The sequence below is a fragment of the Corynebacterium sp. HMSC08D02 genome (assembly GCF_001807505.1).
In the GTDB taxonomy this organism is placed as follows: Bacteria; Actinomycetota; Actinomycetes; order Mycobacteriales; family Mycobacteriaceae; genus Corynebacterium; species Corynebacterium pseudogenitalium.
On sequence record NZ_KV789236.1, the window covers coordinates 444,831 to 470,281 of the forward strand.

The window sequence follows — 25,451 nt, forward strand, 5'->3', positions numbered from 1 at the left end:
GAAATCTGCCGAATTACCTACGAACGGGGGAGAAAACGGGGTTAAATGTCCGGTTGTATGTGGTTTACGTGTTCCGCCTGGGCGATGGCTGCGATCCTGTCTTTACCAGGTGTTTCCGTTCCGCCTGTCACCACGACGACCGAACCGCCCCCAGCCAGCGGGGCAAGCACGCGCTGTTCGAATTCTTCGGCGCTGTTCCAACCGGCAATCAATACCCGTTGGGGGGAGGCGGGCTGCTCAGCCCCCTGAGGAGCCGCTTGTGACCACTGCGCGATGTCTGCAGTCTGTCCAAAGTACTGGTCGCCGTAGCTGCGCACCGTGGGACTGAAGTCCACGGTTCCAAGTGGCAACGTGCCGCCTGATTCGACGACGCCGCGTCCGAAGGGGTCACTTGAGACAACGACGCACTCGTCCGCATCAGCCCAGGTGTCGACGCGCTCCGCCACGGTAAACACGAGCGGGACATCGTCGCCTGTGCTCGCGAAGACCGGGCGACACCCAATGTTGTAGGCGCCAAGCGCGATCACCGCAGCCTGCCAGGACACTGGAAGGTCGATCACAATGGGGTCAGAGCCCTCGAGGTCGAATTCCTCGTCCAGCAAGTTGCCCACTTTGCTTAGCCAGTTGTCCAGAGTCAGCGCAGAAAATTCCATGCGGCTGCCCTGTGACTCGTCGTAGACGGTCAGGCGTGGTGTGGCGGGGTCTTCCTGCAATAAGCGTGCCAGCATACTCATGGCAGCCAAGCATAGGTGGCCAAGCTAGTTCACGCAGCGAGGCCCCTGGCCGCCAGCGTCGATCTCCGGGCCCAGACTCATTCCGCTGATATCGTCGCCAGGTGTGCCGACGGGCACATGCTGTTGGGCATCTTCCGGATCGACCTTCGCAGGCCCGTTGTAGTCTTCCGCGACAACCGCGATGATGCTGCCCGGTTCGAGAGCATTGTTCGCCGTGACTGGGACGCCGCCAAGCATCTCGGCGAGCTTGCGTGCTCGTGGGTCTTCGGGGTCGGCGGCGACCACCTGGGATTCCCAGTAGATTCCGTCCATTGCGTTGGATACATCGGAGACCGTAATGCCTGCGTCGGCCAACCACTCGCCGGTGGCGCGGGCTTGGCCTGGAACGGAGCCCGCGTTGAGGACGGAGACCTGCGCACCTGCAAAGTCTTCGGCCTGCTGGGGAGCTTGCTCCGGTTGGCTGTCCTCGGGGACCTGTTCCTTGGCTGCGGACTCCATGAAGCTGTGGACCTCGTTGATGTCCACGGTCACGATGGATTCGCCGAAGTCGCCGACACCGTTGACCGAGGTCACAGGGATGGTGGTGAAGGTGACGTTGCCGCCCGCCAGGCCGGACATCTGCTGGGCAAAACGCATCACGTCGAGGCTCTGGTCAAGAGTGACCGAGCGCTCCGCCGCGGTTGCCAAGTCGCGCAGTTTCGCTGGGCTTGTCAGCGTGCCTGCGGAGAGCACCTTCTGTACCAACGACGCCATGTATGCCTGCTGGCGCACGATGCGGTCGAGGTCGCCGCGCGGCAGGTCGTGGCGCTGCCGCACGAAGGACAGCGCCTGAGCGCCGTCGAGCGTTTGTTGCCCGGCAGGGAAGTGTGCGCCGGAGAGTGGCTCGTCGACCGCGGCGTTGAGGCAGACGTCCACCCCGCCAACCGCGTCCGTAAGCAGGACGAAGCCGAGCAGGCCAACCTGCGCGTAGTGGTCTACTTCCACGCCGGTGAGGTCATTGATGGCGTCGATAAGCCCGAGCTGGCCTGCGCGTGCAACCTCTTGCTCGAGTGCCGGGCCCTCCGGCTTGCCCGCGGCGATGAGCTCCTCGCGTTTGGCGGCGGCGTGCGCACCGTAGACACCATTGATCTTCATGTTTCCGTAGTCGTCGGTGTGTACGTACGTATCGCGCGGGATGGAGACTGCCGTGGCCCGAGAACCGTCGTCGGGCACACGGATAATCATGATGGTGTCCGTGTTGATCTCACCGTCGGCGACACCCGCGTTGAGGTGCGCCAACTCGGACTCGCTTAACGGATTTCCTTGGGCGTCGGTGCGGGAGTCCGAACCGACCAGCAGGATGTCCATCGCGCCGTCGAGCTGGTCCTTGTCGCTCTGCCCGCGTCCCGCGTTGATCCGCAGCTCAGAGGCACTGAGCTGATTGCTGACCCGGCCGACAGTGAAGTAGCCGACGGCCGACACTGTCAACGCAACGGCAGACAGCACCGCAAGGGTTGTCTTCACAACCGGGTGCCCCAACTGCGAGATGTCACGCATCTGCGATGGGGCGGGCTGGATGTCGCGCGCAGGCCTCAAGGAGTCAGTCACAGGGCGCAATTATACAGGGTGCGAAAACAACAAAAGACACGTGCGTGGGCGAGTTCAAGATGCTTCTCACACTTTTGGATGGGTAAGCTGATTCGCATTGTGTACATGAAGGCTGGCCGAGAGGACCGATAGGAGGGGCAGGCAGCTATGACAGCTCCACTCGCCGTGGTGGCGGTGACGTACTCGCCAGGCAAGCACTTGGCGCAGCTCATCGCTTCGCTTGACGACGCCACCGAGGGTCAAACACTGCTTATCTGTGCAGATAACGGCTCTACCGACGGTGCCCCGGAGGCTGCCGCACGTGAACACGACAACGTCGAACTGCTGCGCACCCGCGGCAACATCGGGTACGGCGCTGCGATCAACGCCGCGGTCCGGGAGTTGCGGCCACGTCGCGAGCGGGGAGAGATCAACGGTGACTACTTCTTGATCTCCAACCCGGACGTGGTGTTCCAGCCGGGGAGCGTGGACACGCTGCGCGCCTGCATGGACGCGCTACCGGAGGCGGGCGCCGTAGGGCCGCGCATTGAGGACTGCGAGGGCAACCTGTACCCAAGTGCGCGAGAGGTGCCGGGCATCATTACCGGCGTGGGGCACGCCTTGTTATATGAGGTGTGGCCGTCCAACCCATTTTCTGCCTCGTACAAGGCGGAACAACACATGGACCACCAGCGCAGTGCGGGCTGGCTCTCTGGGGCGTGCCTGCTTGTGCGGTGGGACGCCTTCGACGCCATTGGTGGGTTCGACGAGCGCTACTTCATGTACCTCGAGGACGTTGACTTCGGAGACCGCTTGCGCCGCGCCGGATGGGAGAACGTGTACTGCCCTTCCTCGGTCATCGTGCATGACCAGGGCCATGTTGCTAGCAAGTTCCAGCGAGTCACGGTGCCGGCGCACCACACTTCCGCATATCGTTTCCAGTCTGACCGTCACCCGCACTGGTGGCAGGCCCCGCTGCGCGCGCTGCTGTGGGTCGGTTTGAAAGTGCGGGCGGCACTGTTTGTTTCGCGCAGTAAATAAGAAGAACGCTTTGAAAGGATTCCACGTGAATGCATCCCGCACCGTGACCCCGGAGAATACCGACGCGGTCATTTTGGTTGGTGGTCGCGGCACGCGCCTGCGTCCGTTGACGGTGAGTACCCCGAAGCCGATGTTGCCGACCGCAGGGCACCCGTTCCTCTCGCACCTGCTTGCGCGGATCCGGCAGGCGGGGATGCGCCACGTGGTGCTGGGGACGTCGTACCGCGCTGAGGTGTTCGAGGAGTACTTCGGCGACGGCTCCGACTTCGGTCTTGAGATTGAGTACGTTGTCGAGGAAGAGGCGCTGGGTACCGGGGGCGCGATCCGAAACGTTGCCGACAAGCTGCGCTTCGATAACGCGATGGTGTTCAACGGGGACGTGCTGTCCGGTGCTGACCTGAGCAAGATTTTGGACTACCACGCGGAGAAGGACGCCGACGCGACCTTGCACCTGGTCCGCGTACCCGATCCTCGCGCGTTCGGTTCCGTCCCAACCGACGAGGACGGCAATGTGCTTGCGTTCTTGGAGAAGACGGAGGATCCGCCGACCGACCAGATTAACGCTGGGTGCTACGTGTTCCGCCGCGAAGTCATCGAGCAGATCCCGGCTGGTCGCGTGGTCTCTGTCGAGCGCGAGACGTTCCCTGGTTTGCTTGAGTCGGGCGCGAAGATGGTCGGCTACGTGGATACCTCTTACTGGAGGGACATGGGTAGGCCGTCGGATTTCGTGCAGGGCTCCTCGGACGTGGTGCGCGGTATTGCGTACTCGCCGCTGCTGGAGGGCCAGACCGGTGAGGCGCTTATCGACGAATCCGCTGGCGTCGCGGGTGGTGTCATTTTGATGGGCGGCACCGCGGTTGGACGCGGCACGGAGATCGGCGCCGGGTGTCGCGTGGATGACAGCGTCATCTTCGATGGGGTCACTATTGAGCCCGGTGCCGTGATCCGCGATTCCATCATCGCCTCGGGTGCCACGATTGGCGCGAACTCGCGCATCGACGGCTGCGTGATCGGAGAGGGCGCACAGATTGGGGCGCGCTGCGAGCTGCAGGGCGGCATGCGAGTGTGGCCTGGTGTGACGATTCCGGATTCGGGAGTGCGCTTTTCCCCAGATGCGTAAGCGACACGCCGTATGGGTGGAATTTCTGGCCCGTTAGTAAGGGGTAGCTAATTCTCCTACCACATGTAGTACCCCCGTGCTGTACCCCCGTTTCTAGCCCCCTGTGACTGTTGTGACTCGTGTGACTGATGGCGTGCAATTCTTGCGGGAAAGGTCAAGGTTTCACCCCGATAGCTTGCACCTATTTAGTGGTTCGGTGTGTAATCGCATGAGTGCAAGGGTCACTCGTCGCACCCCTCAAGCGGGTAGACGACGCAGCTGGCCGAAACGAAGAACGACGGAGAAAGGGGACGGCGTGGAAGACATGGCGAATGGTGCTGACATCCGTGGCGTAGCCGCGGTCGGCATGAGCTTCGATGAGCTGTTCGGTGCCGTCGAGCAGGAATGGCAAGATCAAGCGCTGTGTGCTCAAACCGATCCCGAGGCGTTCTTTCCGGAAAAGGGTGGCTCGACTCGCGAGGCAAAGCGAATTTGCAAAGCGTGCGCCGTGCGCGATGAGTGCCTCGAGTTTGCGCTCGAGCACGACGAACGCTTTGGCATCTGGGGTGGCCTCTCGGACCGTGAGCGCCGCCGCTTGAAGAAGCAGATCGGCTAAACGCCTGCACTACCAGGGAAAGTCTGAATCGATATCCCGCTGGTCCAGGTTGATATATGAAGCAACAAGGGCGGTCAGTACCCAATGAATGAGGGCTGACCGCTCTTCTGCCGTTTCGGTGCGCTGCTCAATCGGGCGGCGAAACAGCACAAAGCGCGCCCGGGTGGGCACCCCGTAACGGTCCACGCCCGCCTGCAAGATTCGGCCGAGTGGGACGGGGCCGTCGGCAACAATCTCATCGCTGAAGCGCGCGACGTCGGGGCTTAGGCGCATCCGGGGGATCGTATCGACGGCCAAGTCCACCGTTGCCAGCTGCTCAAAGTATGCGTTGTGCAGTGGTGCGTACGTGTCCAGTACTAGCTGATCGAACTGTGCGGAGCGGGTTCGATAACGCGGAACACCAACGGGCAGCAGCGGGCCGCGGGCCCCACGACCGTGGCGGTCCCGCGCGGTCCGAAGGTGGTGAGTTGGCGCGTTCATGCACCCAGATTCTAGAGATGTTGCCGCTGCACCGGGCATGGCGCGCCGGGGCCGTACTACCAAAATCTCAAGTTGGGGTTTAGGCTTAGACGGCGTGAGTACTTTCCGTCGGTGTTGTCGTCCTGGTTGTGGCAGGCCTGCTGTGGCCACGCTGATTTATGCCTACTCGGAATCGACAGCAGTAATCAGCCCGCTCTCGCCGAACCCCGAGCCCCACGCGTGGGACCTTTGTGAGCGCCACTCGGCGCACATCACGGCTCCCGTTGGCTGGGAGCTCGTGCGAGTAGAGGCCGTCGATATCTTTGACGACGAAGCCCACGCTCTCGAGGACGAGGAGCTCACGGCGCTGGCGCAGGCCGTCCGGGAGGCTGGCCGTGTGACCACGGGGCTGGTGGACAACGGCGGAGATCCAATCGAGTACGAGGCCACCAAGGACTTTAACGACCCGTCGACTTCGAACCACCCGGTGCACCGCACGAAGCGGATCGAGGAGCACCTCGCCGCGGAGAAAGATGCGCGGCGTTCCCACCTCCACGTGGTCCCTGACCCAGCCGAAGCCGCTGAAGACGCCGAAGATACCGGCGAGGAGCACAGCAACTAAGATTGCCTGTATGGCTATTGAGCACACCTATGAGTCCTTGAAGGACCTTATTAAGGCGTATGACATTCGCGGCGTTGTTGGCTCCACCATTGATGCAGACACAGTCCGCACAGTAGGCGCAGCATTCGCCCACATTCTTTACAGCGAGGGCGAGCGAACTATCGCCGTCGGACACGACATGCGGCCATCCTCGCCGGAGCTTTCCGCCGCGTTCGCAGAGGGTGCGACCTCGCAGGGGCTGCACGTTCTTGACCTCGGACTGACCTCGACCGACGAGCTCTACTACGCAGCAGGCACCTTCGAGTGTGCCGGCGCGATGTTTACCGCCTCCCATAACCCTGCCCAGTACAACGGAATCAAGCTGTGCCGCGCGGGTGCTACGCCGGTCAGTACTGATACGGGCCTGTCCGAGATCAGCCGCATGCTCATCGAGGGGGTTCCGGCGTTTGAGGGCGAAGCTGGGAGCGTCGAGAAGCGGGATGTGCTCGACTCCTATGCGCGTTTCCTCCGGCAGCTTGTGCCGCTGCCGCAGGGCAAGGCGTTAAAGGTCGCGGTCGATGCTGCGAACGGCATGGCCGGGCTGACTGTCCCGGCGGTGCTCGGAGACCTGGATATTCGGCCGCTCTACTTCGAGCTCGATGGCACGTTCCCGAACCACGAGGCTAACCCGCTCGACCCGAAGAACCTTGTGGATCTACAGCGATTCGTTGTCGAAGAGAAGGCGGACATTGGCCTGGCATTCGACGGTGACGCGGACCGCTGCTTCGTCGTGGACGAGCGCGGGGAGGCGGTATCTCCATCGGCGATTACGGCACTGGTGGCTACTCGCACGCTCGCGACGCACCCGGGCGCGACCATTATCCACAACCTGATCACCTCGCGTGCAGTGCCGGAAATTATCCGTGAGCAGGGCGGAAACCCCGTGCGCACCCGAGTGGGGCACTCGTACATCAAGGCTGAGATGGCGCGGACAGGTGCCATGTTCGGTGGGGAGCACTCCGCGCACTACTACTTCACGGAATTCTTCAACGCGGACTCTGGCCTGGTCGCGGCGCTGCATGTGCTCGCGGCATTGGCGGAGCAGGACAAGCCGTTGAGTGAGATGATGGCCCAGTACGAACGCTACGAGGCGTCCGGGGAAATCAACTCCACCGTCGATGACCAAGAGGCTGCCACCGAGCGTGTTCTTGAGGCACTTGGTGACCGCGTCGCGGACATCGACCGTCTTGACGGGGTTACGGTCACACTTCGCGACGAAGACAGTGCCCCCGGGCCGGTCTGGCTGAACCTGCGTGCGTCGAACACGGAGCCACTGCTGCGACTCAATGTCGAGGCCCCAACGAAGGCGAAGGTCGACGAGATTGTGCGGGAAGTCTTGGCTGTGATTCGCCAATAGTGCAGGTGGTCTTCGTCGCTGTTCCGTGAAACGGCGCCTCGCTGGTATCCTGGAACGCTGTTGTTTCAACCGTTTCAATGCCGACGGAACTGACGGAACTGACGGAACTTGCGAAGGAGACACTTATGGAGCACCTACAGGGGGCTCTGCGGAACTACCCGTGGGGGTCACACACGTTGCTTGCACAGCTGCGTGGCACCCAGGTGCCCAGCGAGGCGCCGGAGGCTGAGCTCTGGTTCGGCGCCCATAGTGCCGCACCTTCCCAAGTCGCAGGCCGGGGCCTCGACGCCGTGATTGCCGCGGACCCCGAAGGCACGCTGGGCAAGCGCGTCGCGGACCGTTATGGCTCGCATTTGCCGTTCCTGCTGAAGCTGCTCGCCGCTGATGAGCCGCTGAGTATCCAGGCGCACCCGTCGCGCTCGCAGGCGAAGGCGGGGTTCGCGCGCGAGGAAGAAGAAGGCATCGGCCTGGACGATCCGACGCGTAACTACAAGGACCCGAACCCGAAGCCCGAGCTCATCGTGGCGCTCACCCCGTTCGAGGCCCTCGCCGGTTTCCGCCCGCTTGCGCAGACTCGCGAGTTCTTCGCCGCGCTCAACTGCGAGGAGCTTGACCACTACGCCTCGCTTCTCGACGCCACTTCGGAGGAAGCTGGACTCCGTGCGGTATTCACGACGTTCATCTCCCTGCCCGAGGACGTGCGTAAGACTCTGATTGACGCGATCGTTCCGGCCGCCGAGCGCGTCGCGGATGACGCCGGAGCTGGCGCGGCTCGTCCGCTAGCTGCGATGTTCCTGCGGGTCCACGACAAGTACCCGAACGACGTCGGCGTCCTCGCAGCACTTCTGCTGAACTATGTACAGATGCGCCCGGGGGAGGCGCTTTTCCTGCAAGCCGGGCAGTTGCACGCGTACCTGTCCGGGCTCGGCGTGGAGATCATGGCGAACTCGGACAACGTGCTTCGAGGTGGACTGACGTCGAAGCACGTGGACGTGCCTGAGCTGGTCAAGGTGCTGGACTTCTCCACGTTGGAGGACCCGTTCGCGAACACCACCGAGCGTGACAACGAAGTGAGTTTCCATCTGCCGGTGGATGACTTCATTATGAGTGCCCACCGTATCGACGCCGAGCATCCGCTGCTCGTGGACACCGACGGCCCCGCCATCGTCCTGTGTACCGAGGGAACTGTGCGCGCGGGCGACTTTGTGCTGAAGCCTGGTCAGGCGGCGTGGATCCCAGCCGCCGACCCGGCTGTGACCTTCGAGGTTGCGGAGGGTACCTCCGCGCAGTGCTTCTACGCGCGGGTCTAGGCAGGCCCCTGCCCGTCAGTTGCGGCTGTGGGTACTGCGTCTTCTTGGGAGGCTGGCTCTTCGGAAGTAGTTGATGCGTCTTCCTGTGAGGCTTGAGCCGACTCTTCGCTCGTTGGTGTTGGCGTGTTAACTGGCAGCGATGTCGTCGCTGCGGCGCCGGGGTGTAGCGCTGACGTCGTGGGGGTGGGAAGCTTCTGCGTCGGCTCAGATGGCAGCACCGTCGGGGATGCCGGCTGCGTCGAGCCAATGGTGGTTGGCGTCGAAATTGTGGTTGGCGCCTGCTGCGTCGCCCGTGGCCGCGAGGTGCTCGACGTGGTACTTGGAACGTTCGGTGCGTCCGGCGTGTCGGGGCGAGGGGAGCGCTGCTTCGGGCGCTGCGGCTCTGCTGTTGGGGCGGGACCAGCTGGGCGCGACGCAGGCGCGGCCGGGGCCACGTTCGACGGGCGGTACTGTTTCGTCGGCTCCGTTACGGCTGGCGCACCGGAAAACGCGTGCGCAGGGGCCAGCGGGTCCGCGGATAGGTTGTAGGCAGACGGCGCAGTCGTGGCAATGTACGCATCGGCGGTGTGCGACGCTGCGGAGTCGCCCCGGGAAGAGCGTGCAGAGCTCGAAGGGGTCGTCGATAAGGAAGAAGCAGACGTGGTGGAGGTTGTCTCAATGAAGCCTGCTTGTGTGGTGGCGTTCGAGCGCCCCGGCGAGGACGCGTTCCAGACCACGACTCCCACTGCGATGGCAACGCAGATGCCGAGCGCCATGAACGTGGCGACTCTCCTTTGCGTCTGATTCATACGTTGCCCTTCGCCGCAGAATTTCCAGAATTACAAAACGATAACAATTTCGTTGCTTGAAATGTTTATAGCACGGAAGTCGGACATTGAAAAGAGTGTGTCCACGCGGTTATCAGGTGGGAAGCAGGGGAGTTCGCAATGCGTGCCGTGCCGTGTAGATTGCAGGGTATATACAGCCCCCACCTGAAAGGAAACACTGATGAGCAGCTGGGACCAGAAGATTTTCTCCAACGACGACAACATTGATTTTCTCGACGAGATCGCGGATTTGGACGAAGAAGACATTCTGGAAGCTGTCCGTGATGCCGTCTTGCTAGCCGCTGACCAGGACAGCGCCTCAGATGAAGAACGCACCAACGGGCTCGCTGCGGCGACCATCACCGCGATCTGGGCCGGCGCGCCGTTTTCCGCCGGTGAGATCGCGGAGCGTTTCCCCTTCATCCGCGGCAACAGCGGTGAGCTTGACGAGCAGCTCATCGAGAGCGCAGCCGAGCTCCTTGAGGCTGTTGGCGATGAAGAGGACGAGGACGTCGAACAGTTCTTGGAAGCGCTCGCGTAGGGGGCCAGTAGCCGTTAGGAGGTCTGTGGCATGATCATCGCCATCGAAGGCATTGATGGGGCGGGGAAGAACACCATCGTGAAGCGCATTGTGGAGGAATACGGCGCGGACACGCTGTCCTTCCCACGCTACGAGGACTCGCTGCACGCGCAGCTGGCACAGGACGCCTTGTACGGCAAGATGGGTGACCTGGTGGATTCCGCTTACGGGATGGCGACGATGTTCGCGCTCGACCGTTTTGGTGCCAAGGCGCAGCTTGAGCAGTACCAGGACACACAAGATCGGATCTTGTTGCTTGACCGCTACGTTGCCTCCAACGCCGCCTACACCGCGGCGCGCACTGGGGATGATGCCGCGGCGGAGTGGGTTGCTGAGCTCGAGTTCGGAAAGCTTGGGCTGCCGAAGCCCGACCTGCAGGTGCTCGTCGCTACCTCCCCGAGCGTTGCGCGGGAGCGCGCGCAGCGCAGAGAAGCACAGGACGCGACGCGCACCCGCGACCACTACGAGCGCGACGGCGGGCTGCAGGACGCGACGTTTGCCCAGTACAACCGCCTCGCGGAGACTGACTGGGCGAGTCGGTGGATTTCCACGTCGGATGCCACGGCTATTATCCAAGCAATACAAAACGCGCGTTAAGAGGAGCTGCCAATGTCCATGTCGAAAATCCTGGTCGTTGACGACGACCCAGCTATCAACGAGATGCTCACCATCGTGCTGGAGGCCGAAGGCTTTGACTCCCGCCCCGTCACCGATGGCGCCGAAGCCGTCCAGGCCTTCCATGAGTACGAGCCCGACCTGATCCTGCTGGATCTTATGCTTCCGGGAATGAACGGCATCGACATTTGTAAGGCGATTCGCCGCGAATCCTCCGTACCGATCGTCATGCTCACCGCGAAGACGGACACCGTCGACGTGGTGCTCGGCCTCGAGTCCGGCGCGGACGACTACATCACGAAGCCCTTCAAACCGAAGGAGCTCGTCGCCCGCATTCGGGCGCGTCTGCGCCGGACGGATGAGGAGCCGGGTGACGTCATCGAGATCGCCGATTTAGTAATCGACGTCCCCCAGCACATGGTGACCCGCAACGGGGAAGAGATCGCGCTGACCCCGCTCGAGTTCGATCTCCTGTTGGAGATGGCGAAGAAACCAAACCAAGTGCACTCCCGCGACGAGCTACTGGAATCGGTGTGGGGCTACCGCAACAACTCCGATACCCGCCTGGTCAACGTGCATGTGCAGCGCCTGCGCTCCAAGATTGAGCACGACCCGGAACACCCGGAGATCATCCAGACCGTGCGTGGTGTGGGCTACAAGTCCGTGAAGTAAGAGTGGGAGGTGGCGCTCCTGTTCGCCGTACTGAAACGTAGCAGGGACCGGATCGTAGAAGCGTGGCGCACTTCGCTGCAGGTGCGCTTCGTCGGCACAGTGCTGATCGTCTCCGCCGTGGTGATGATGGTGCTGGGGTTTGCGCTGGCGTCGGTAGTGAGCCAACGTATCGCTGCATCCAAGATTGAGGCGGCGAGCGCGGAGATAGACCGTGCGCGTGTGACCGTCGAGGAGCAGATTAATAACTCGGGGTCCGCGACCTCACTGCAGAGCCGCTTGAATTCGGCGCGCGCCGGGCTGACGCAGCGTGCGCAGCAAAACTCGGAGGCGTCTGCTGTGTATGAGCCTGTGCTGGTGGTAAAGAACCCGAACGGGGTTGTTACGTCCTCGCCGGAGTCGTACCAGATCCCTGACAAGCTGGAGGAATACGTCGCTGAGGGCAATATCGCCTACCAGTTTTCCTCGGTGCAGCGCGGCGACCACTCGTCGTACAATGCCCTGATTATTGGCACCCCGACGACTTCGGATGTGCCGCACCTGCAGCTCTACCTTGTGATGAACATGGACAATGAGGCCTCGACGCTTGCGCTGATGCGGGGCATCTTAGCGACGGCCACGGTGATCGTCAGCGTCCTGCTGGTGGGCATTGCGTGGCTGGCGTCGCAACAGATTGTTGCACCGGTGCGCTCGGCGTCGCGTACTGCGCGCCGGTTTGCTGAAGGCCACTTGCGTGAGCGCATGCCTGTCGACGGCGAGGACGAGATGGCGGTGCTGGCGCTGTCCTTCAACAACATGGCGGATAAGCTGTCGCAGCAGATTGATCACCTTGAGCGCTACGGCGACCTGCAGCGTCAGTTCACGTCCGACGTGTCCCACGAGCTGCGTACGCCGCTGACCACGGTGCGGATGGCGGCGGATATGATCGCCGCCGACGAGGACACCCTGGAGCCTGGTACCCGCCGCGCTTCCCAGCTGATGACTCGCGAGCTGGACCGCTTCGAGGCCCTGCTCAATGACCTGTTGGAGATTTCCCGCCACGACGCCGGTGTCGCCGACTTGTCCGTCACCCAGATGGATATGAAGTCGCCGATCATGTCGGCGTGGCAGCAGACGCAGCACCTCGCGGACGAGCTCGGCGTGGAAGTTTCCTTCGATATGCCGGAGGAACCAGTGATGATGCTGGGCGAGTCCCGCCGGATCGAGCGCATCGTGCGTAACCTCATTGCGAACGCGATTGACCACTCGGAGGGCAGGCCGGTTACCGTGACACTGCGCGCCAACGAGAGTGCCGTCGCGGTGACGGTCAGGGACCACGGCATCGGGCTCAAGCCTGGGCAGGAGGAACTGGTGTTCAACCGTTTCTGGCGCGCCGACAAGTCCCGCAAGCGCCACTCTGGTGGCACCGGTCTTGGCCTGGCCATTGCCCGCGAGGACGCGCAGCTGCATCACGGCACGCTGGAAGCCGTCGGGGAAGAGGGCGTCGGTGCGCTGTTCCGTCTGGTCCTGCCGCTGGATCCGGAGGCAGGCTTTTCGACGTCCCCTCTGCCCCTCGAGCTGGAACCCGGGGCGGACGCGGACAGCGTCGAAGTGGACGTCGAAACGCAGGACGAGGAAAGGCAGCCAGATGAAGTGCATGAAGCGTAGGTACCTTGCTATAGCGATGAGCACGACGCTGCTCTTGGGCGGGTGCGCGACGCTGCCGTCGAATACTGACCCGCATGTGCTCCGGCCCTACCAGGAGGAAGCGCCGGAGTCGGAGATTATCGGCCCGATCAAGGACCGCGAGCCGGACCTTTTGCTGCGTGACTTCTACGCGGCCTCCGCGATCCCAACCGGCGACTACGAAGCGGCGCGCGCCTTCCTCACTGAGGCCGCGAAGCCCACGTGGAGCGCCAACGAGCAGACGCTCATCGTCGACCGGATCGGGTTGAATACGGTGTCCGGCAGCTCGGGGAGCAAGCGCAGTTTTGCGGTGCATGGCAACGTGGTCGGCGCGCTCGGCAGTGGTGGCGTGTTCACTCCGGAGCGCGGTACCTACGAGGCCACGCTGGAGCTCGAGCAGGTCGACGGCCAGTGGCGCATTTCCTCGTTGCCGCCCGGCGTGGTCATGGAGCGCACCGAGCTGCGCAACCAATACCAGCCTTACAACCTGTACTTCTTTGATCCGACCGGCAAGGAGCTGGTCACCGACCGGCGCTGGGTCTACGCGCCGCGCGATTTCCTACCCAGTACGCTGATCTCGCTGCTGCTCGAAGGGCCGGCTAGCCGCTTGCGCCCCGCGATCATGGGGACGCTGCCATCGACGGTGCGCTACACCGGTTTCGAGGGCGGTGTCTACCACTTTGCGGGCCTCGGCAATATGGACGAGGCCGCGCGCAGCCGTTTCGCCGCACAGGTGGTGTGGACGCTCGCCTCCGCAGGCGTGACCGGCCCGTTTTCGCTCCTCGCCGACGGCGAGCCGCTCATCACCGGCGCCCGCGAACTGACCACCGACGACTTCATCGACGTCAGCCCCGTCGTCGAGCAAGTCGGGGAGAGCACCCTGTACTCGCTTGCCGACGGCCACGTCTCCCAAATCACCGGCGGCGGCCCGCAGCCTGTTGCCGGTGTGCTGGGCAACACGCACAGCGTGGTCACCGCCGACATTTCCGGTGAGGGGCAGTGGGCCGCGGTGTTCAACGTCGGCGACGGCCCCGAAGGCGCCGAGCTGCGCCTCGGGCAGCTCACCGGCGGCAGCGTGGACGTGGTGAAGGCAGAGACCTTCTCGCGCCCATCGTTCGAGCCAAACAGCAAGGCGGTGTGGACCGTTTCGGACGGCAAGCACATCCTGCGCTCCACGCAATCCTCGGCGACAGGGGAGGTCACCACCGAGGAAGTGCACGTTGATCTTCCCGAAGATGTCGACGGCAACATTTCCGTGCTGCGTCTTTCCCGATCGGGCTCGCGCGTCGTCATGGTGATTGACGGCCGCCTGTACACCGGCATCATCGAGCAGCGCGCCGCAGGCGCCGGCGCAATTGTCAACGTTCTCGAGTACAGCTACGAGCTCGGTGGCAGCGTGGTCTCCGCGGACTGGCATCCCGACGGCTCGCTCATCGTTGGCACCTCGAACCCGGCGTCGCCCGTGATGCGTGTGGAGCAGGACGGATCCTCGACCACCGCGCTGTCGCTCGGGAACATCTCCGCGCCGGTGGTGGCCGTGGCGGCGTCGCCAAACATGCTGTACGCGACCGACGCAAACGCCATTTTGCAAATGCCCGTCAGTGGTGCTGACACCCCGATCTGGCGCGAGGTGCCTGGCCTGCAGGGTGTGCGCTCACTGCCGATCATCGCGAGGTAGGCGGCGTGACGCTCGCAGAGGTTGGTGAACTCTTCCTACCGCGCCACTGCGCTGGGTGCGGCACCCCAGGCTCCGTGTTGTGCCCAGCCTGCCGCACTGAACTGTCGGCACTGCCGCGCCGGGTGTCGCCGCAGCACTTGCCGCACGTGCCGGTGTTCGCGCTCGGGCCGTACGGCGGCGCGCACCGTGGGGTAGTGCTCGCGATGAAGGAGCGCAGGAATTTGGCTGTGCGCAAGCATGTCGGGGCGGTGCTGGACGCGGCGCTGACCTTTCTTGAGGTTCGCGGTGAGATTCACCCGGACGCGCTGCTGGTCCCTGCGCCGACGCGCGCGGCCTCGGCAAGGGAGCGCGGCGGGGACCCGGTGAGCGTGATCTGTAAGCGTTCGGGGCGCAAGGTGGTGGACGTGTTGGAGCTCGCGGAATCAACGACTGACCAGTCGGAGTTGGACGCGGCGCACCGCCGGTCCAACTTGGCCGGCGCGGTGCGGATGCGCCGCGGGTGGGAGGCGCTGCACACGGGCACCGGCGCTGGCCCCGTCATTGTTGTCGACGATGTCGTGACCACCGGCGCCACGCTTCAGACCAGCGTAGAAGTGCTGCTCGCGCACGGGTTTGACGTGGTCAGCTGCGTTGCCGTGTGCGCCGCCTAGCCGCGCAGCACGCATGGTGTTCGCTGGTAGCAAACTGGCAGGGAGTTTTACACAGATACGTAGCCATTGGTTATTACCAGTTGTATAGTGGTGATAGACCCAGTTCCAACAACGCTAGGGAGGAAGCAGATGACTTCTGCAGAGCACACCGACGGATTCGCACCAGCAGCCCAGGTTACGATTACTGGCCGTAACGTCGAGGTCCCAGAGCATTTCCAAGAGCGCGTCAACACCAAGCTCGCCAAGATTGAGAAGCTTGATCCAACGTTGACGTTCTTCCATGTTGAGCTGCAGCACGAGCCGAACCCTCGTCGTGAGGCACAGGCACAGCGCGTGCAGATTACTGCGACCGGCAAGGGCCACCTGGCACGTGCGGAAGCCAAGGAAGACAGCTTCTACGCAGCGCTTGAATCCGCGCTGGGTAAGCTGGAGCGCTCCTTGCGTAAGGTGAAGGTCCGCCGCGAGATTGCTCGTTCCGGCCACCGCGCACCGAAGTCCACCGGCGAAATCGCAGCTGAGCTTGCGCACGAGGCAGAGGATGCTCGCGCAAAGCAAGCGGAGGGCCAGTACGACACTGACCCGTACGCTGGCACCTTTGAGGATGCCCCGCTCGGCCAGGTTGTGCGTCGCAAGCTGCACCCGGATACCCCGATCAGCGTCGATGAGGCGCTCTCCGAGATGGAGCTGGTTGGCCACGACTTCTACCTCTTCATCGATGAAGAGTCGAAGCGTCCAGCAGTGGTCTACCGCCGCCACGCATACGACTACGGTCTGATCACCCTGGCTCCAGAAGATGAGGTCAAGGCAAACGACGAGAAGTAGCGTCGTCACTGTATGATTCGTCGCCTGCTTGTGTAAGCAAAAAGCTTGTACGGGCGGGCGGCGTTTTCACATTCTTTTCTTATTGATTCCACCAGTTGTGATTGCCTGTTTTCGTTGACGCGTGCGTACAATGGCCGATTGGTACATAAAAGCAGCGCGTAGAGCTGGCGTGATCGCTTTGTTTTTCTAACTTTTGAAGGATTCTAGAAACGTGTTTGGACTGTCGAAACTGCTGCGTGCGGGTGAAGGGCGTATGGTAAAACGCCTCTCGAAGATCGCTGATCAAGTCATGGATCTCGATGACGAGTACGCGGCACTCACAGATGACGAGTTGAAGGCCAAAACGGAAGAGTTTAAGCAAAAGATTGCCGACGGCGCTTCGCTCGACGACATTTTGCTCGATGCGTTCGCGACAGCCCGCGAAGCATCCTGGCGCGTGCTGGGGCAGAAGCACTACAAGGTGCAGATCATGGGCGGTGCCGCGCTCCACTTCGGTTCCGTCGCCGAGATGAAAACTGGTGAAGGTAAGACCCTGACCTCGGTGCTGCCTGCCTACCTCAATGGTTTGAGCGGCAAGGGCGTGCACATTGTTACCGTCAACGACTACTTGGCAAAGCGTGACGCCGAGATGATGGGTCGTGTCCACCACTTCCTGGGGCTCGACGTGGGTGTGATCCTGTCCGACATGCGCCCGCAGGAGCGCAAGAAGGCGTACGACGCGGCGATTACGTACGGCACCAACAACGAACTCGGCTTCGACTACCTGCGTGACAACATGACCCGTTCGGTCAACGACATGGTGCAGCGCGGCCACAACTTCGCCATCGTGGACGAGGTTGACTCGATTCTTATCGACGAAGCCCGTACCCCGCTGATTATTTCCGGCCCGGTTGATGGCTCCAGCCAGTTCTACACCGTGTTCGCGCAGCTCGCACCGCGTATGCGCGAGGGCATCCACTACGAAGTGGACCACCGCAAGCGCACCATTGGTATCTCCGAGGAAGGCGTGGAGTTCGTCGAGGACCAGCTGGGCATTGACAACCTGTACGCGCCTGAGCACTCGCAGCTGGTGAGCTACCTGAATAACGCTATTAAGGCGAAGGAACTCTTCGAGCGCGATAAGGACTACATCATCCGCCAGGGTGAGGTCATGATCGTCGATAGCTTCACGGGTCGCGTGCTGGCGGGCCGTCGCTACAACGAGGGTATGCACCAGGCGATCGAGGCGAAGGAAAACGTCGAGATCAAGAACGAGAACCAGACGCTGGCGACGGTGACGCTGCAGAACTACTTCCGTCTCTACGACAAGCTGGCTGGCATGACCGGTACCGCTGAGACTGAGGCGGCGGAGCTGCACCAGATCTACAAGATGGACGTTGTACAGATTCCACCGAACCGCCCGAACCAGCGCGTGGACCGCGACGACCTGATCTACAAGACGCAGGAAGCGAAGTTCGCCGCTGTTGCGGAGGATATTGCGGAGCACGTCGAGAAGGGCCAGCCGGTGCTGGTCGGTACCACCTCGGTGGAGCGCTCGGAGTACCTCTCGCAGCTGCTGACGCGCAAGGGCATTAAGCACAATGTGCTCAACGCGAAGCACCACGAGGAAGAAGGCCGCATTATTGCGGAGGCTGGTCTGCCGGCGAAGGTGACGGTCTCTACGAACATGGCTGGTCGCGGTACGGATATCGTGCTGGGTGGCAACCCGGAAATTCTGTTGGATGCGAAGCTGCAGGAGCAGGGCCTCGACCCGTTCGAGGATGAGGAGCGCTACCAGGAGGCGTGGAACGAGCAGCTGCCGAAGGCGAAGGAGCGCTCGAAGCAGCTCGGCGACGAAGTGCGTGAGGCCGGTGGCCTGTACGTGATCGGTACGGAGCGCCACGAGTCTCGTCGCATTGATAACCAGCTGCGTGGCCGTTCTGGCCGTCAGGGTGACCCGGGTGAGACCCGTTTCTACCTGTCGATGCGCGACGAGCTCATGGTTCGCTTCGTTGGCCAGTCGATGGAAAACATGATGAACCGCCTCAACGTTCCGGACGATGTTCCGATTGAGGCGAAGATGGTGTCGAATGCGATTAAGGGCGCGCAGTCGCAGGTTGAGAACCAGAACTTCGAGATGCGTAAGAACGTCCTGAAGTACGACGAGGTGCTCAACGAGCAGCGCAAGGTGGTCTACGGTGAGCGCCAGGAGATCTTGGCGTCGAAGGACATCAAGGATCAGGTCCGCCGCATGATCAGCTCGACTGTCGGCGCGTACGTGGATGGCGCGACGATGGAGGGCTACGTCGAGGACTGGGACCTGCAGGAACTCTGGCACGCACTCGAGTCCCTGTACGGCCCGTCGAAGACGGCCCAGGAGCTTATCGACGGCGACGAGTACGGCAAGCCGGGCGAGCTCACCGCTGAGCAGCTGCGCGAGGCACTCATCGACGACGCCCAGGCGCAGTACGATCAGCTCGAGGCGAACGTTGCCGAGATCGGCGGCGAGGAGCAGATGCGCAACGTGGAGCGTATGGTGATCCTGCCGATCATCGATACGAAGTGGCGTGAGCACCTCTACGAGATGGATTACCTCAAGGAGGGCATCGGCCTGCGTGCGATGGCGCAGCGCGACCCGCTGGTCGAGTACCAGAAGGAGGGCGGCGACATGTTCAACGCTATGAACGAGGCGATCCAGGAAGAGACGGTGCGCCAGCTCTTCATGATGCGTAAGCAGTTCGAGTCCGCGCAGGAGGAGACTGCGCAGGCCTAAGTTCGACAGGTAGGCCCTGGCCGGGTGGTGTCACTTACAAAACTTTGAAGGACACCAGCCGGCCGTTGTCCATTTTTGCCACGAACCCGAACCGTTTTTGGCCTGTGGCGACGGTGCCGAAGAACTCGCCGCCGTCGCGGGCGTGGCAGGTCACGATGCGCGGCGGGCCCGCGTGTTGCTGCTGGAAGCGCCGGTAGGCGCGGACATTGGTGCGGGCGGCCGTCGAGAAGCGGTCGGCGCGCAGTGCACGGAGGTTTGTGGCTCCGAAGCTTGCTGCGAGCGCTGTGCGCACGAGCGGGGCGACGTTGGATCCGGTGCGGCGAGGGTCGCTGGGTGAGTACCGTGCTTGGCGGCGGCGCGTTTCCGCTGCGCGTCCGGAGCGCTTCGGGGAGGGAACGAGCAGTTGAACGTGCTGGTGGCCAGGGGCGGGGTAGTAGGTCACGGCGGGGTCCTTTCGTATCGTTGTGCACGGTGCGGGGTGCTGGTAGGTAGTATTGTGCACGTTCGCGCCGTGAGGGCGCTAGGAGAATTTGCGCACTTTGGTGTGCACTGCAGAAGAACCGAAAACGAAGTACAGGAATTGAGGCGTCCAAATGCAGGGACTCATTATTGACTACGCAGGTGTGTTGGACCAGGACCCGGAGGACCAGCGCCGCTGGCAGCAGCTGATTGAGGCTGTGAAGGAGAAAGACAAGGCCGTAGGCATTTTGTCCAACGAGGAATCCGAGGGCCAAATGGCGGACGCGGCGCGGGACTGGGAGTTCCGCGGTGTCGTGGATGCGGTGGTGCTCTCCGGCGACATTGGTGCGGAGAAGCCGTCCCCGGCAGCATTCCAGGCCGCGGCGGATGCGCTGGATATTCCGCTCAATGACTGCGTCATGATCGATGACGACATCATGAACGTCCGCTCGGCCGTCGAGTGCGGCATGATCGCGATTTTGCACACGGCGTTTGACCGCACCGCGGTGGAGATCCAGACGCTGTTCAATATCGAGGGGGAGTTTTAATGCGCGTCTACATCCCCGCGACGTTCTCCATGGTGGAGGGACTCGCCGCAGACAAGGTGCTGCACCCGCGCAACGGGTGGGGCTTCGCCGCGACGACGGCGCTGCGCGAGTTCTTCACCTCCGGCGATGAGGAGGAGATCGAGGCAGTAGCGTTTGACGACGCCGCGCTGGCCTCCATCCGTCTGCTGGCGATTGGTGACCAGGATCGGTTCCCGCACCGCCGTGTGGTGATCTCCGCGGACGTGGACGCCGAGGAGGCCGACGACATGGGGGACTCCGTCGTGCGGGTGTCTGGGCCGGTGGGGTTGGAGGACGTTGCCGCGATCCATATCGACCTGGCAGAGGCAGAAGCGGCGACGGCGAAGGCCATCGAACACATCGACGCCGCAGACCTCGGGGACGAGGACGCGGAGCTGGCTGTCGGGGACGCGCAGGACAATTACTTGGCGTTTTACGATGTCAGCGAGCTACCGTTCCTCGTCGAGCTGCTTTAGATCCCACTCGTTGTTGGAGCGCAGCGCGCTGAGTAGGCGTCGCACGGCGGCGACGCGGCGCGACAGCGCCCCTCCCTCGAAGGCGTCCCAGGCGCACTCCGGGTCCGTGGGCGGGCCGGCATGCGTGCAGCCGCGCGGGCATTCCTGGGCTGCCTCGGCGAGCTCGGGGAAGACGTCGATGACTTGGTCGGGGGAGACGTGCGCCAGGCCGAACGAGCGGATGCCCGGTGTGTCGATGATCCAGCCGCCGCCCGGAAGCTCGAGCGCCACGGACTGCGTCGAGGTGTGGCGGCCTTTGCCCACGCCGGAGACGTCGCCGGTTTCGCGTTGCGCGTCCGGGACGAGGCGGTTGACCAGTGTCGACTTGCCCACGCCGGAGTGGCCGACGCAGGCCGATACGTGGTCGTTGAGGCGTTGTGTGAGTTGGTCGAGGGGATCGTCGATACCTACGGTGAGGACTTCGACGTTGAGGTCCTCGATTTCCGCAATGAACTCGTCGGGGCGCGCGAGGTCCGTTTTTGTCATGCAGACAATGGGGCGCACCCCGCCGACGAATGCGGCGATGAGCGCGCGCTCTACAAGCCCGGTGCGTGGCGGCGGGTCGGCGGCGGCGACCACGATGAGCAACAGCTCCGCGTTGGCGACGACGACACGCTCGAAGGGGTCGGTGTCGTCCGCGGTGCGGCGCAGGACCGAGGTGCGGTCGGCGCGCAGCACGATGCGGGCGAGCGTGTCCTTGCGCCCGCTGGTATCACCCACGACGCTGACTCGGTCGCCGACCTCGATGCTGGTGCGCTTCAGATGGCGCGCCCGCATGCAGGCAACCAGCGTGCCGTTATCCAGCATGACACCCCAGCGCCCCCTATCCTTCGTGACCACCATCCCGATGAGCGCATCCTCGTAGGAAGGGCGGTCCTTGGTGCGGGGGCGCGAGCCGCGGCCGGGGCGGACGCGGACGTCGGATTCGTCGTAATCGCTGAACTTGCGGCGTGCCATGGGGTTCTTTCTATGCTTCTTCGTGCTGGAGCGCGGTGTGCCACATCGCGGGGAAGTCGGGCAGGGTCTTTGCCGTCGTTGCGATGTTTTCCACCTGCACACCCGGGGTGGTCAGGCCGATGATGGCGCCGGCGGTGGCCATGCGGTGGTCGTCGTAAGAGTGCCACGTGCCGCCGTGGAGGGGCTGTGGGTGGATACGGAGGCCGTCGGCAAGCTCCTCGCAGGCGCCGCCAAGCCTGTTGATTTCGGTGGTGAGCGCGGCCAGCCGGTCCGTTTCATGCCCGCGCAGGTGCGCGATGCCGGTCAGCTCCGATGGGGTCGCCGCCTGCGTGGCCAGCGCCGCGACGGTCGGGGTGAGCTCGCCGATGTCTCCCATGTCCAGGCTGATGCCTTGCAGGGCGCCGGGGGGCGGGCCCTGCACTCGCAGTGAGTTGCCGGATAGTTCGACCTCGCAGCCCATTTGTGCCAGGATGTCGCGGATTACGTCGCCCGCCTGCGTCGTCTGCGTTGGCCAGTGCTCGATGCGCACTTCGCCGCCGGTGATGGCCGCGGCGGCCAAAAACGGCGTCGCGTTCGACAGGTCCGGCTCAATCTCCCAGCGCCTCCCGCGGATCTCCTGCGGGGCAACGTGCCAGGTCGCGTCCTCGCACTGCGTCTCGACGCCCGCTTCGCGCAGCATTGCCACCGTCATATCAATATGCGGCATGGATGGCAGCGAGTCGCCCGTGTGGGTGATGGTGACGCCTTGCTCGAAGCGCGCCGCGGCAAGCAGCAGTCCGGAGACGAACTGGGAAGACCCGGAGGCGTCAATGCTGACGTCCCCGCCTGCGACAGTGCCGGTGCCGTGGACAGTGAAGGGGAGGCGCTCCCCGTCGATATCGGCGCCGAGCTGGCGCAGCGCATCCAGGATGGTGCCCATCGGCCGGGTGCGAGCGTGCGGGTCGCCGTCGAAGCGGGTGGTGCCGTGCGCGAACGCTGCCACGGGTGGCACGAAGCGCATCACGGTGCCTGCCAGGCCGCAATCGATGTTGCCGCCGCGCAGCGGTGCTGGCTGGACGTGCACGGTGTCGCCGTCGTGGGTGAACTGCACGCCGAGGGCAGCCAGGGCTGCCTCCATGAGGTCGGTGTCGCGGGAGCGCAGCGCCCCGACCAGCGTCGACGGGCCAGAGGCTAGCGCCGCGAGAACATAGGCGCGGTTCGTCATCGATTTCGACCCCGGCAGCGCGAGTGTGGCGCGGACGGGGTCGGCAATGGAGGGGGCTGGCCACAAGTCAGTCATGTCGTACATCATAATGGAGGAATGTGTGGCCGTTTCGTTTTGTTTAGCACCGGCGAGCAACTCCTCGGATTCGTCGGCTCTCTCCCAGGCGTGCGCGAAGTTGTAGCGCCCGACGGCACGCCACCCGCCCGCTACAACGTCGCGCCGACGCACCAAGTACCCATCGTGCGCTTCCACGAACACGAGGCGCTCGTCCAAGCCGCGCGCTGGGGCCTTCTCCCGAGCTGGAAGCGCGACGACTCCGGCCCGCCACTGTTCAACGCGCGCGGGGAGACCGTCGCGGAGAAGCCGTCGTTCCGTAGCGCAATGCGCTCGCAGCGCGGCATCATGCTTCTCGACGGCTACTACGAATGGCACGAAAAACAGCCCTACTACGTCACCCCGGAGTCCGGGATGCTCGTCGCCGCCGCACTGTGGGACACCGGCGCTAACCGGCTTTCGACGACCATGGTCACCACCGACGCCGCCGAACGTATCGCGTGGTTACACCACCGGCTCCCGCTGTTCCTCTTGCCTGAGGAAATCGAGCAGTGGACACAAGGCACAGCAGAAGAGGCTCAAGAGCTCATCTCTCCCTCGCGCGCGGCACCGCAGCTGCAGTGGCATGCGGTTGGGCGCGAGGTGGGCAACGTCCGAAACGATTCGCCCGAGCTCATCCAACCGATCTAGGCGCCGATCGGCGCGAACTTCCCGGACGTCAGTTTCGCCAGGTCACCCGGGGCCAGTTGCACGGATAGCCCCCGCTGACCGGCGGAGACGGTGATGGCGTCGAGGGATTCGATGGTGGCGTCGAGAAGCACTGGGAGCCTCTTGAGCGTGCCCAGCGGCGAGATGCCACCCACGACATAGCCCGTGGCGTGCTCAGCCTGTGCGAGCTCCGCCATCGCAGCCTTCTTCCACCCCAGCGCCTTCGCTGCTGCCTTCAAACTCAGGTGCCCAGAGACCGGCACGCAGCACAGAGCGAGCTTCTTCGGGTCCTGCACATTCGACACCACCAGCGTCTTGAGCACCGTCGTAGGATCAAGCCCCAGCTCATGGGCCGAATGCTCACCGAAATTATCCTGGCTCGCGGCGTACTCCAACACCTTATGAGGAGTCTTCGCCACAACTTTCAAAGCACGAGTTCGTTGCATACAGACGATGCTACGTCGCGCGCCCGGCTGGCTACAATGGCCCCTATGGCCGAAACAGACCTCAAAACACGCTTTACTGAGGAAGCGATGCCGCTGCTAGACCAGCTCTACGGCGGCGCGCTGCGGATGACCCGCAACCCCCAAGACGCCGAAGACCTCGTGCAAGAGACCTTCTTAAAGGCGTACAACGCATTCGACAGCTTCAAACCAGGCACCAACCTGAAGGCGTGGATGTACCGAATCATGACGAACACGTACATCAACTCCTACAGAAAGAAGAAGCGCCGACCACTGGAAACCTCGGCCGAGGACGTGACCGACCACCAGCTGTACACCACAAGCTCGCACGATTCGACCGGCCTCGAATCAGCGGAGGTTGAGGCGCTCAAGGCGATGCCGAACTCGCGGATCAGCGAAGCGCTCAACGCGCTGAATGAGGACTACCGCATGGTGGTCTACTACGCGGACGTCGAAGGCATGGCGTACAAGGAAATCGCCGAAGTGATGGACATTCCACTGGGGACCGTCATGAGCCGACTGCACCGTGGAAGAAAACAACTGCGCGAGATGTTGAAAGACGTGGCACATGAACAGGGCATCGGGCTCGACCATGCGGATATGGCGGAGTTGAAGCAGCAGAAGGTGGAGGAGAAGTAATGGCAACAGAACATAACCACGCAAGTGAAGCTGACTGCCGCGGCATGCACCAGCTGCTGTGCGAGCTGTTCCAGCCGGACACGCCACCTGAGCGCGTGGCCGCCATCCGAAAAGAATTAGCGAGCTGCCCTGACTGCCTCCGCCAGCTTGAATCGGAGGAAGCGATCCGTGGCCTTGTGCGCGACTGCTGCGGGCAGGCCCACGCGCCACGGGTATTGAGGGAGCGGATTATCACCTCAATTTCCTACACAGAGGTGCGTATTCAGCGGCGTTAAATGCCGCGTGTTGGCGTTGTTTGCCGGGCCCGAACCAGTACAAGCATCATGCTGGTTCGGGCCTTTCATACTTTCGACCCAACCCAACGGGGGTAAAACACGGGGGTGGCAACTGTTCAACGATCACGAAAAGGTCTGCCTAACGCATCCATAGGGCCTAAGTTTGGCTACACCAGACCACGAAAGGTTTTTGACATAAAAAGGTTGTGCATTAATAGTGTCGGCGACACGTGTCGAATGACACATGTCGTGCCTGGTAATCCCGATTTGCTTAGCAATCTCTTACCAACCCTTGCATATATGCGCATAATATACGGGTGGGTTGATTGTTGAACACCCATCGACAGGTGTCGGTGGGTTTGTTGAACATGTTGGGTTTGCTGCGATGGTTTCTGAGTGTTTTTTAAGCTATGTGTGCAGGTTGTAGGGCTAGATGTGTTGAACAATCCGAGTTTTGTAGGCGTGTTTTTGCCTGTTTTGTTGTCGTGTTTTGGGTGGATTGGCCATGTATAGTTGCGGTGCATAAACTT

At 62.9% G+C, this 25,451-nt stretch carries 27 protein-coding genes; 19 read left to right on the forward strand and 8 right to left on the reverse strand.

What is annotated here, in order from left to right:
* Positions 1–41: 41 nt before the first annotated feature.
* The gene (locus tag HMPREF3170_RS03305; protein ID WP_070477804.1) at positions 42–734 is read right to left on the reverse strand and encodes a TIGR03089 family protein; all 693 of its coding nucleotides are present in this window, start codon (positions 732–734) and stop codon (positions 42–44) included.
* A 24-nt stretch (positions 735–758) separates the two neighbouring features.
* The gene (locus HMPREF3170_RS03310) at positions 759–2,321 is read right to left on the reverse strand and encodes an LCP family protein (RefSeq protein WP_083290820.1); all 1,563 of its coding nucleotides are present in this window, start codon (positions 2,319–2,321) and stop codon (positions 759–761) included.
* A 147-nt stretch (positions 2,322–2,468) separates the two neighbouring features.
* Between HMPREF3170_RS03310 and HMPREF3170_RS03315 the strand changes: the two genes are divergently transcribed.
* The 3 genes from HMPREF3170_RS03315 (at position 2,469) to HMPREF3170_RS03325 (ending at position 5,056) form a co-directional block, all read left to right on the forward strand.
* Positions 2,469–3,341, forward strand: a complete 873-nt coding sequence (locus HMPREF3170_RS03315; protein ID WP_070477706.1) for a glycosyltransferase family 2 protein — start codon at positions 2,469–2,471, stop codon at positions 3,339–3,341.
* A gap of 25 nt (positions 3,342–3,366) precedes the next feature.
* On the forward strand, positions 3,367–4,461 hold the full coding sequence (locus HMPREF3170_RS03320; RefSeq protein WP_246814900.1) for a mannose-1-phosphate guanylyltransferase: 1,095 nt from the start codon (positions 3,367–3,369) through the stop codon (positions 4,459–4,461).
* Positions 4,462–4,765: 304 nt separating this feature from the next.
* Positions 4,766–5,056: a WhiB family transcriptional regulator gene (locus tag HMPREF3170_RS03325; protein ID WP_305083192.1), complete on the forward strand. Its 291-nt coding sequence runs from the start codon at positions 4,766–4,768 to the stop codon at positions 5,054–5,056.
* Positions 5,057–5,065: 9 nt separating this feature from the next.
* Here the strand turns inward: HMPREF3170_RS03325 and HMPREF3170_RS03330 are convergent, their stop codons facing one another.
* A complete protein-coding gene (locus tag HMPREF3170_RS03330; RefSeq protein ID WP_070477708.1) occupies positions 5,066–5,536 on the reverse strand; it encodes a metallopeptidase family protein in 471 nt (156 codons plus the stop codon).
* A 37-nt stretch (positions 5,537–5,573) separates the two neighbouring features.
* Here HMPREF3170_RS03330 and HMPREF3170_RS03335 point away from each other — a divergent pair, with 37 nt between their 5' ends.
* The 3 genes from HMPREF3170_RS03335 to manA all read left to right on the forward strand — a co-directional run bounded on the left by HMPREF3170_RS03335 (position 5,574) and on the right by manA (position 8,843).
* Positions 5,574–6,137 (forward strand): DUF3499 domain-containing protein, encoded by a 564-nt coding sequence (locus HMPREF3170_RS03335; RefSeq protein WP_083290835.1) that lies wholly within the window; start codon positions 5,574–5,576, stop codon positions 6,135–6,137.
* 10 nt (positions 6,138–6,147) lie between these two features.
* The gene (locus HMPREF3170_RS03340) at positions 6,148–7,533 is read left to right on the forward strand and encodes a phosphomannomutase/phosphoglucomutase (RefSeq protein WP_070477711.1); all 1,386 of its coding nucleotides are present in this window, start codon (positions 6,148–6,150) and stop codon (positions 7,531–7,533) included.
* 125 nt (positions 7,534–7,658) lie between these two features.
* Complete coding sequence (gene manA, locus HMPREF3170_RS03345; protein WP_070477809.1) at positions 7,659–8,843, forward strand: mannose-6-phosphate isomerase, class I; 1,185 nt, start codon at positions 7,659–7,661, stop codon at positions 8,841–8,843.
* On the opposite strand, the gene HMPREF3170_RS03350 is transcribed toward manA, so the two are convergent.
* Positions 8,840–9,631 (reverse strand): hypothetical protein, encoded by a 792-nt coding sequence (locus HMPREF3170_RS03350; protein WP_141742172.1) that lies wholly within the window; start codon positions 9,629–9,631, stop codon positions 8,840–8,842. The two genes, manA and HMPREF3170_RS03350, sit on opposite strands and share 4 nt — an antisense overlap.
* 199 nt (positions 9,632–9,830) lie before the next feature.
* Here HMPREF3170_RS03350 and HMPREF3170_RS03355 point away from each other — a divergent pair, with 199 nt between their 5' ends.
* The 8 genes from HMPREF3170_RS03355 (at position 9,831) to secA (ending at position 19,080) form a co-directional block, all read left to right on the forward strand.
* Entirely contained in the window at positions 9,831–10,190 is a 360-nt protein-coding gene (locus tag HMPREF3170_RS03355) for a DUF4259 domain-containing protein (RefSeq protein ID WP_070362950.1), read from the forward strand.
* A 30-nt stretch (positions 10,191–10,220) separates the two neighbouring features.
* Positions 10,221–10,826, forward strand: a complete 606-nt coding sequence (locus tag HMPREF3170_RS03360) for a dTMP kinase (RefSeq protein WP_070362949.1) — start codon at positions 10,221–10,223, stop codon at positions 10,824–10,826.
* Positions 10,827–10,844: 18 nt separating this feature from the next.
* On the forward strand, positions 10,845–11,516 hold the full coding sequence (gene mtrA, locus HMPREF3170_RS03365) for an MtrAB system response regulator MtrA (protein WP_070477811.1): 672 nt from the start codon (positions 10,845–10,847) through the stop codon (positions 11,514–11,516).
* 9 nt (positions 11,517–11,525) lie between these two features.
* Positions 11,526–13,160: an MtrAB system histidine kinase MtrB gene (gene mtrB, locus HMPREF3170_RS03370; RefSeq protein ID WP_305764002.1), complete on the forward strand. Its 1,635-nt coding sequence runs from the start codon at positions 11,526–11,528 to the stop codon at positions 13,158–13,160.
* Positions 13,150–14,856 (forward strand): MtrAB system accessory lipoprotein LpqB, encoded by a 1,707-nt coding sequence (gene lpqB, locus HMPREF3170_RS03375; protein ID WP_246814901.1) that lies wholly within the window; start codon positions 13,150–13,152, stop codon positions 14,854–14,856. The genes mtrB and lpqB overlap by 11 nt, the downstream gene beginning before the upstream one ends.
* Before the next feature lie 5 nt (positions 14,857–14,861).
* Positions 14,862–15,506 (forward strand): ComF family protein, encoded by a 645-nt coding sequence (locus tag HMPREF3170_RS03380; RefSeq protein ID WP_070477717.1) that lies wholly within the window; start codon positions 14,862–14,864, stop codon positions 15,504–15,506.
* 129 nt (positions 15,507–15,635) lie between these two features.
* Complete coding sequence (gene hpf / locus HMPREF3170_RS03385; RefSeq protein ID WP_070477719.1) at positions 15,636–16,328, forward strand: ribosome hibernation-promoting factor, HPF/YfiA family; 693 nt, start codon at positions 15,636–15,638, stop codon at positions 16,326–16,328.
* Between the two features lie 211 nt (positions 16,329–16,539).
* Positions 16,540–19,080, forward strand: coding sequence for a preprotein translocase subunit SecA (gene secA / locus HMPREF3170_RS03390; protein WP_070477721.1), 2,541 nt, complete (start codon positions 16,540–16,542; stop codon positions 19,078–19,080).
* 34 nt (positions 19,081–19,114) lie between these two features.
* On the opposite strand, the gene HMPREF3170_RS03395 is transcribed toward secA, so the two are convergent.
* Positions 19,115–19,522 (reverse strand): hypothetical protein, encoded by a 408-nt coding sequence (locus HMPREF3170_RS03395; protein WP_070362944.1) that lies wholly within the window; start codon positions 19,520–19,522, stop codon positions 19,115–19,117.
* A gap of 151 nt (positions 19,523–19,673) precedes the next feature.
* On the opposite strand from HMPREF3170_RS03395, the gene HMPREF3170_RS03400 reads away from it, so the two are divergent.
* Both HMPREF3170_RS03400 and HMPREF3170_RS03405 read left to right on the forward strand, forming a co-directional pair.
* Positions 19,674–20,087, forward strand: a complete 414-nt coding sequence (locus HMPREF3170_RS03400) for an HAD family hydrolase (protein WP_070362943.1) — start codon at positions 19,674–19,676, stop codon at positions 20,085–20,087.
* Positions 20,087–20,581: a DUF6912 family protein gene (locus HMPREF3170_RS03405; RefSeq protein WP_070477723.1), complete on the forward strand. Its 495-nt coding sequence runs from the start codon at positions 20,087–20,089 to the stop codon at positions 20,579–20,581. Before HMPREF3170_RS03400 ends, HMPREF3170_RS03405 begins: the two co-directional genes overlap by 1 nt.
* On the opposite strand, the gene rsgA is transcribed toward HMPREF3170_RS03405, so the two are convergent.
* Together rsgA and aroA are read right to left on the reverse strand one after the other, a co-directional pair.
* Positions 20,555–21,577, reverse strand: a complete 1,023-nt coding sequence (rsgA, locus tag HMPREF3170_RS03410; protein ID WP_070477725.1) for a ribosome small subunit-dependent GTPase A — start codon at positions 21,575–21,577, stop codon at positions 20,555–20,557. The genes HMPREF3170_RS03405 and rsgA overlap by 27 nt on opposite strands.
* Before the next feature lie 10 nt (positions 21,578–21,587).
* On the reverse strand, positions 21,588–22,856 hold the full coding sequence (gene aroA / locus HMPREF3170_RS03415) for a 3-phosphoshikimate 1-carboxyvinyltransferase (RefSeq protein ID WP_070477815.1): 1,269 nt from the start codon (positions 22,854–22,856) through the stop codon (positions 21,588–21,590).
* 21 nt (positions 22,857–22,877) lie between these two features.
* Between aroA and HMPREF3170_RS03420 the strand changes: the two genes are divergently transcribed.
* Positions 22,878–23,525, forward strand: coding sequence for an SOS response-associated peptidase (locus HMPREF3170_RS03420; RefSeq protein ID WP_070477727.1), 648 nt, complete (start codon positions 22,878–22,880; stop codon positions 23,523–23,525).
* On the opposite strand, the gene ybaK is transcribed toward HMPREF3170_RS03420, so the two are convergent.
* Positions 23,522–23,989: a Cys-tRNA(Pro) deacylase gene (gene ybaK / locus HMPREF3170_RS03425; RefSeq protein WP_070477729.1), complete on the reverse strand. Its 468-nt coding sequence runs from the start codon at positions 23,987–23,989 to the stop codon at positions 23,522–23,524. The genes HMPREF3170_RS03420 and ybaK overlap by 4 nt on opposite strands.
* A 45-nt stretch (positions 23,990–24,034) precedes the next feature.
* Between ybaK and HMPREF3170_RS03430 the strand changes: the two genes are divergently transcribed.
* A complete protein-coding gene (locus tag HMPREF3170_RS03430; protein ID WP_176754820.1) occupies positions 24,035–24,646 on the forward strand; it encodes a sigma-70 family RNA polymerase sigma factor in 612 nt (203 codons plus the stop codon).
* Complete coding sequence (locus HMPREF3170_RS03435) at positions 24,646–24,921, forward strand: hypothetical protein (RefSeq protein WP_070362937.1); 276 nt, start codon at positions 24,646–24,648, stop codon at positions 24,919–24,921. Before HMPREF3170_RS03430 ends, HMPREF3170_RS03435 begins: the two co-directional genes overlap by 1 nt.
* Positions 24,922–25,451: the final 530 nt, after the last annotated feature.

What these genes read in the sequence shown, in the direction of transcription:
- HMPREF3170_RS03360 (WP_070362949.1), top strand. Translation starts at nt 10,221, where the DNA reads ATGATCATCGCCATCGAAGGCATTGATGGGGCGGGGAAGAACACCATC.
- HMPREF3170_RS03400 (WP_070362943.1), top strand. Translation starts at nt 19,674, where the DNA reads ATGCAGGGACTCATTATTGACTACGCAGGTGTGTTGGACCAGGACCCG.
- HMPREF3170_RS03305 (WP_070477804.1), bottom strand. Translation starts at nt 734, where the DNA reads ATGAGTATGCTGGCACGCTTATTGCAGGAAGACCCCGCCACACCACGC.
- HMPREF3170_RS03315 (WP_070477706.1), top strand. Translation starts at nt 2,469, where the DNA reads ATGACAGCTCCACTCGCCGTGGTGGCGGTGACGTACTCGCCAGGCAAG.
- hpf (WP_070477719.1), top strand. Translation starts at nt 15,636, where the DNA reads ATGACTTCTGCAGAGCACACCGACGGATTCGCACCAGCAGCCCAGGTT.
- HMPREF3170_RS03435 (WP_070362937.1), top strand. Translation starts at nt 24,646, where the DNA reads ATGGCAACAGAACATAACCACGCAAGTGAAGCTGACTGCCGCGGCATG.
- HMPREF3170_RS03330 (WP_070477708.1), bottom strand. Translation starts at nt 5,536, where the DNA reads ATGAACGCGCCAACTCACCACCTTCGGACCGCGCGGGACCGCCACGGT.
- HMPREF3170_RS03350 (WP_141742172.1), bottom strand. Translation starts at nt 9,631, where the DNA reads ATGAATCAGACGCAAAGGAGAGTCGCCACGTTCATGGCGCTCGGCATC.
- HMPREF3170_RS03335 (WP_083290835.1), top strand. Translation starts at nt 5,574, where the DNA reads ATGGCGCGCCGGGGCCGTACTACCAAAATCTCAAGTTGGGGTTTAGGC.
- HMPREF3170_RS03420 (WP_070477727.1), top strand. Translation starts at nt 22,878, where the DNA reads ATGTGTGGCCGTTTCGTTTTGTTTAGCACCGGCGAGCAACTCCTCGGA.
- manA (WP_070477809.1), top strand. Translation starts at nt 7,659, where the DNA reads ATGGAGCACCTACAGGGGGCTCTGCGGAACTACCCGTGGGGGTCACAC.
- lpqB (WP_246814901.1), top strand. Translation starts at nt 13,150, where the DNA reads ATGAAGCGTAGGTACCTTGCTATAGCGATGAGCACGACGCTGCTCTTG.
- rsgA (WP_070477725.1), bottom strand. Translation starts at nt 21,577, where the DNA reads ATGGCACGCCGCAAGTTCAGCGATTACGACGAATCCGACGTCCGCGTC.
- HMPREF3170_RS03430 (WP_176754820.1), top strand. Translation starts at nt 24,035, where the DNA reads ATGGCCGAAACAGACCTCAAAACACGCTTTACTGAGGAAGCGATGCCG.
- HMPREF3170_RS03340 (WP_070477711.1), top strand. Translation starts at nt 6,148, where the DNA reads ATGGCTATTGAGCACACCTATGAGTCCTTGAAGGACCTTATTAAGGCG.
- HMPREF3170_RS03405 (WP_070477723.1), top strand. Translation starts at nt 20,087, where the DNA reads ATGCGCGTCTACATCCCCGCGACGTTCTCCATGGTGGAGGGACTCGCC.
- HMPREF3170_RS03355 (WP_070362950.1), top strand. Translation starts at nt 9,831, where the DNA reads ATGAGCAGCTGGGACCAGAAGATTTTCTCCAACGACGACAACATTGAT.
- ybaK (WP_070477729.1), bottom strand. Translation starts at nt 23,989, where the DNA reads ATGCAACGAACTCGTGCTTTGAAAGTTGTGGCGAAGACTCCTCATAAG.
- mtrA (WP_070477811.1), top strand. Translation starts at nt 10,845, where the DNA reads ATGTCGAAAATCCTGGTCGTTGACGACGACCCAGCTATCAACGAGATG.
- aroA (WP_070477815.1), bottom strand. Translation starts at nt 22,856, where the DNA reads ATGACTGACTTGTGGCCAGCCCCCTCCATTGCCGACCCCGTCCGCGCC.
- HMPREF3170_RS03325 (WP_305083192.1), top strand. Translation starts at nt 4,766, where the DNA reads ATGGCGAATGGTGCTGACATCCGTGGCGTAGCCGCGGTCGGCATGAGC.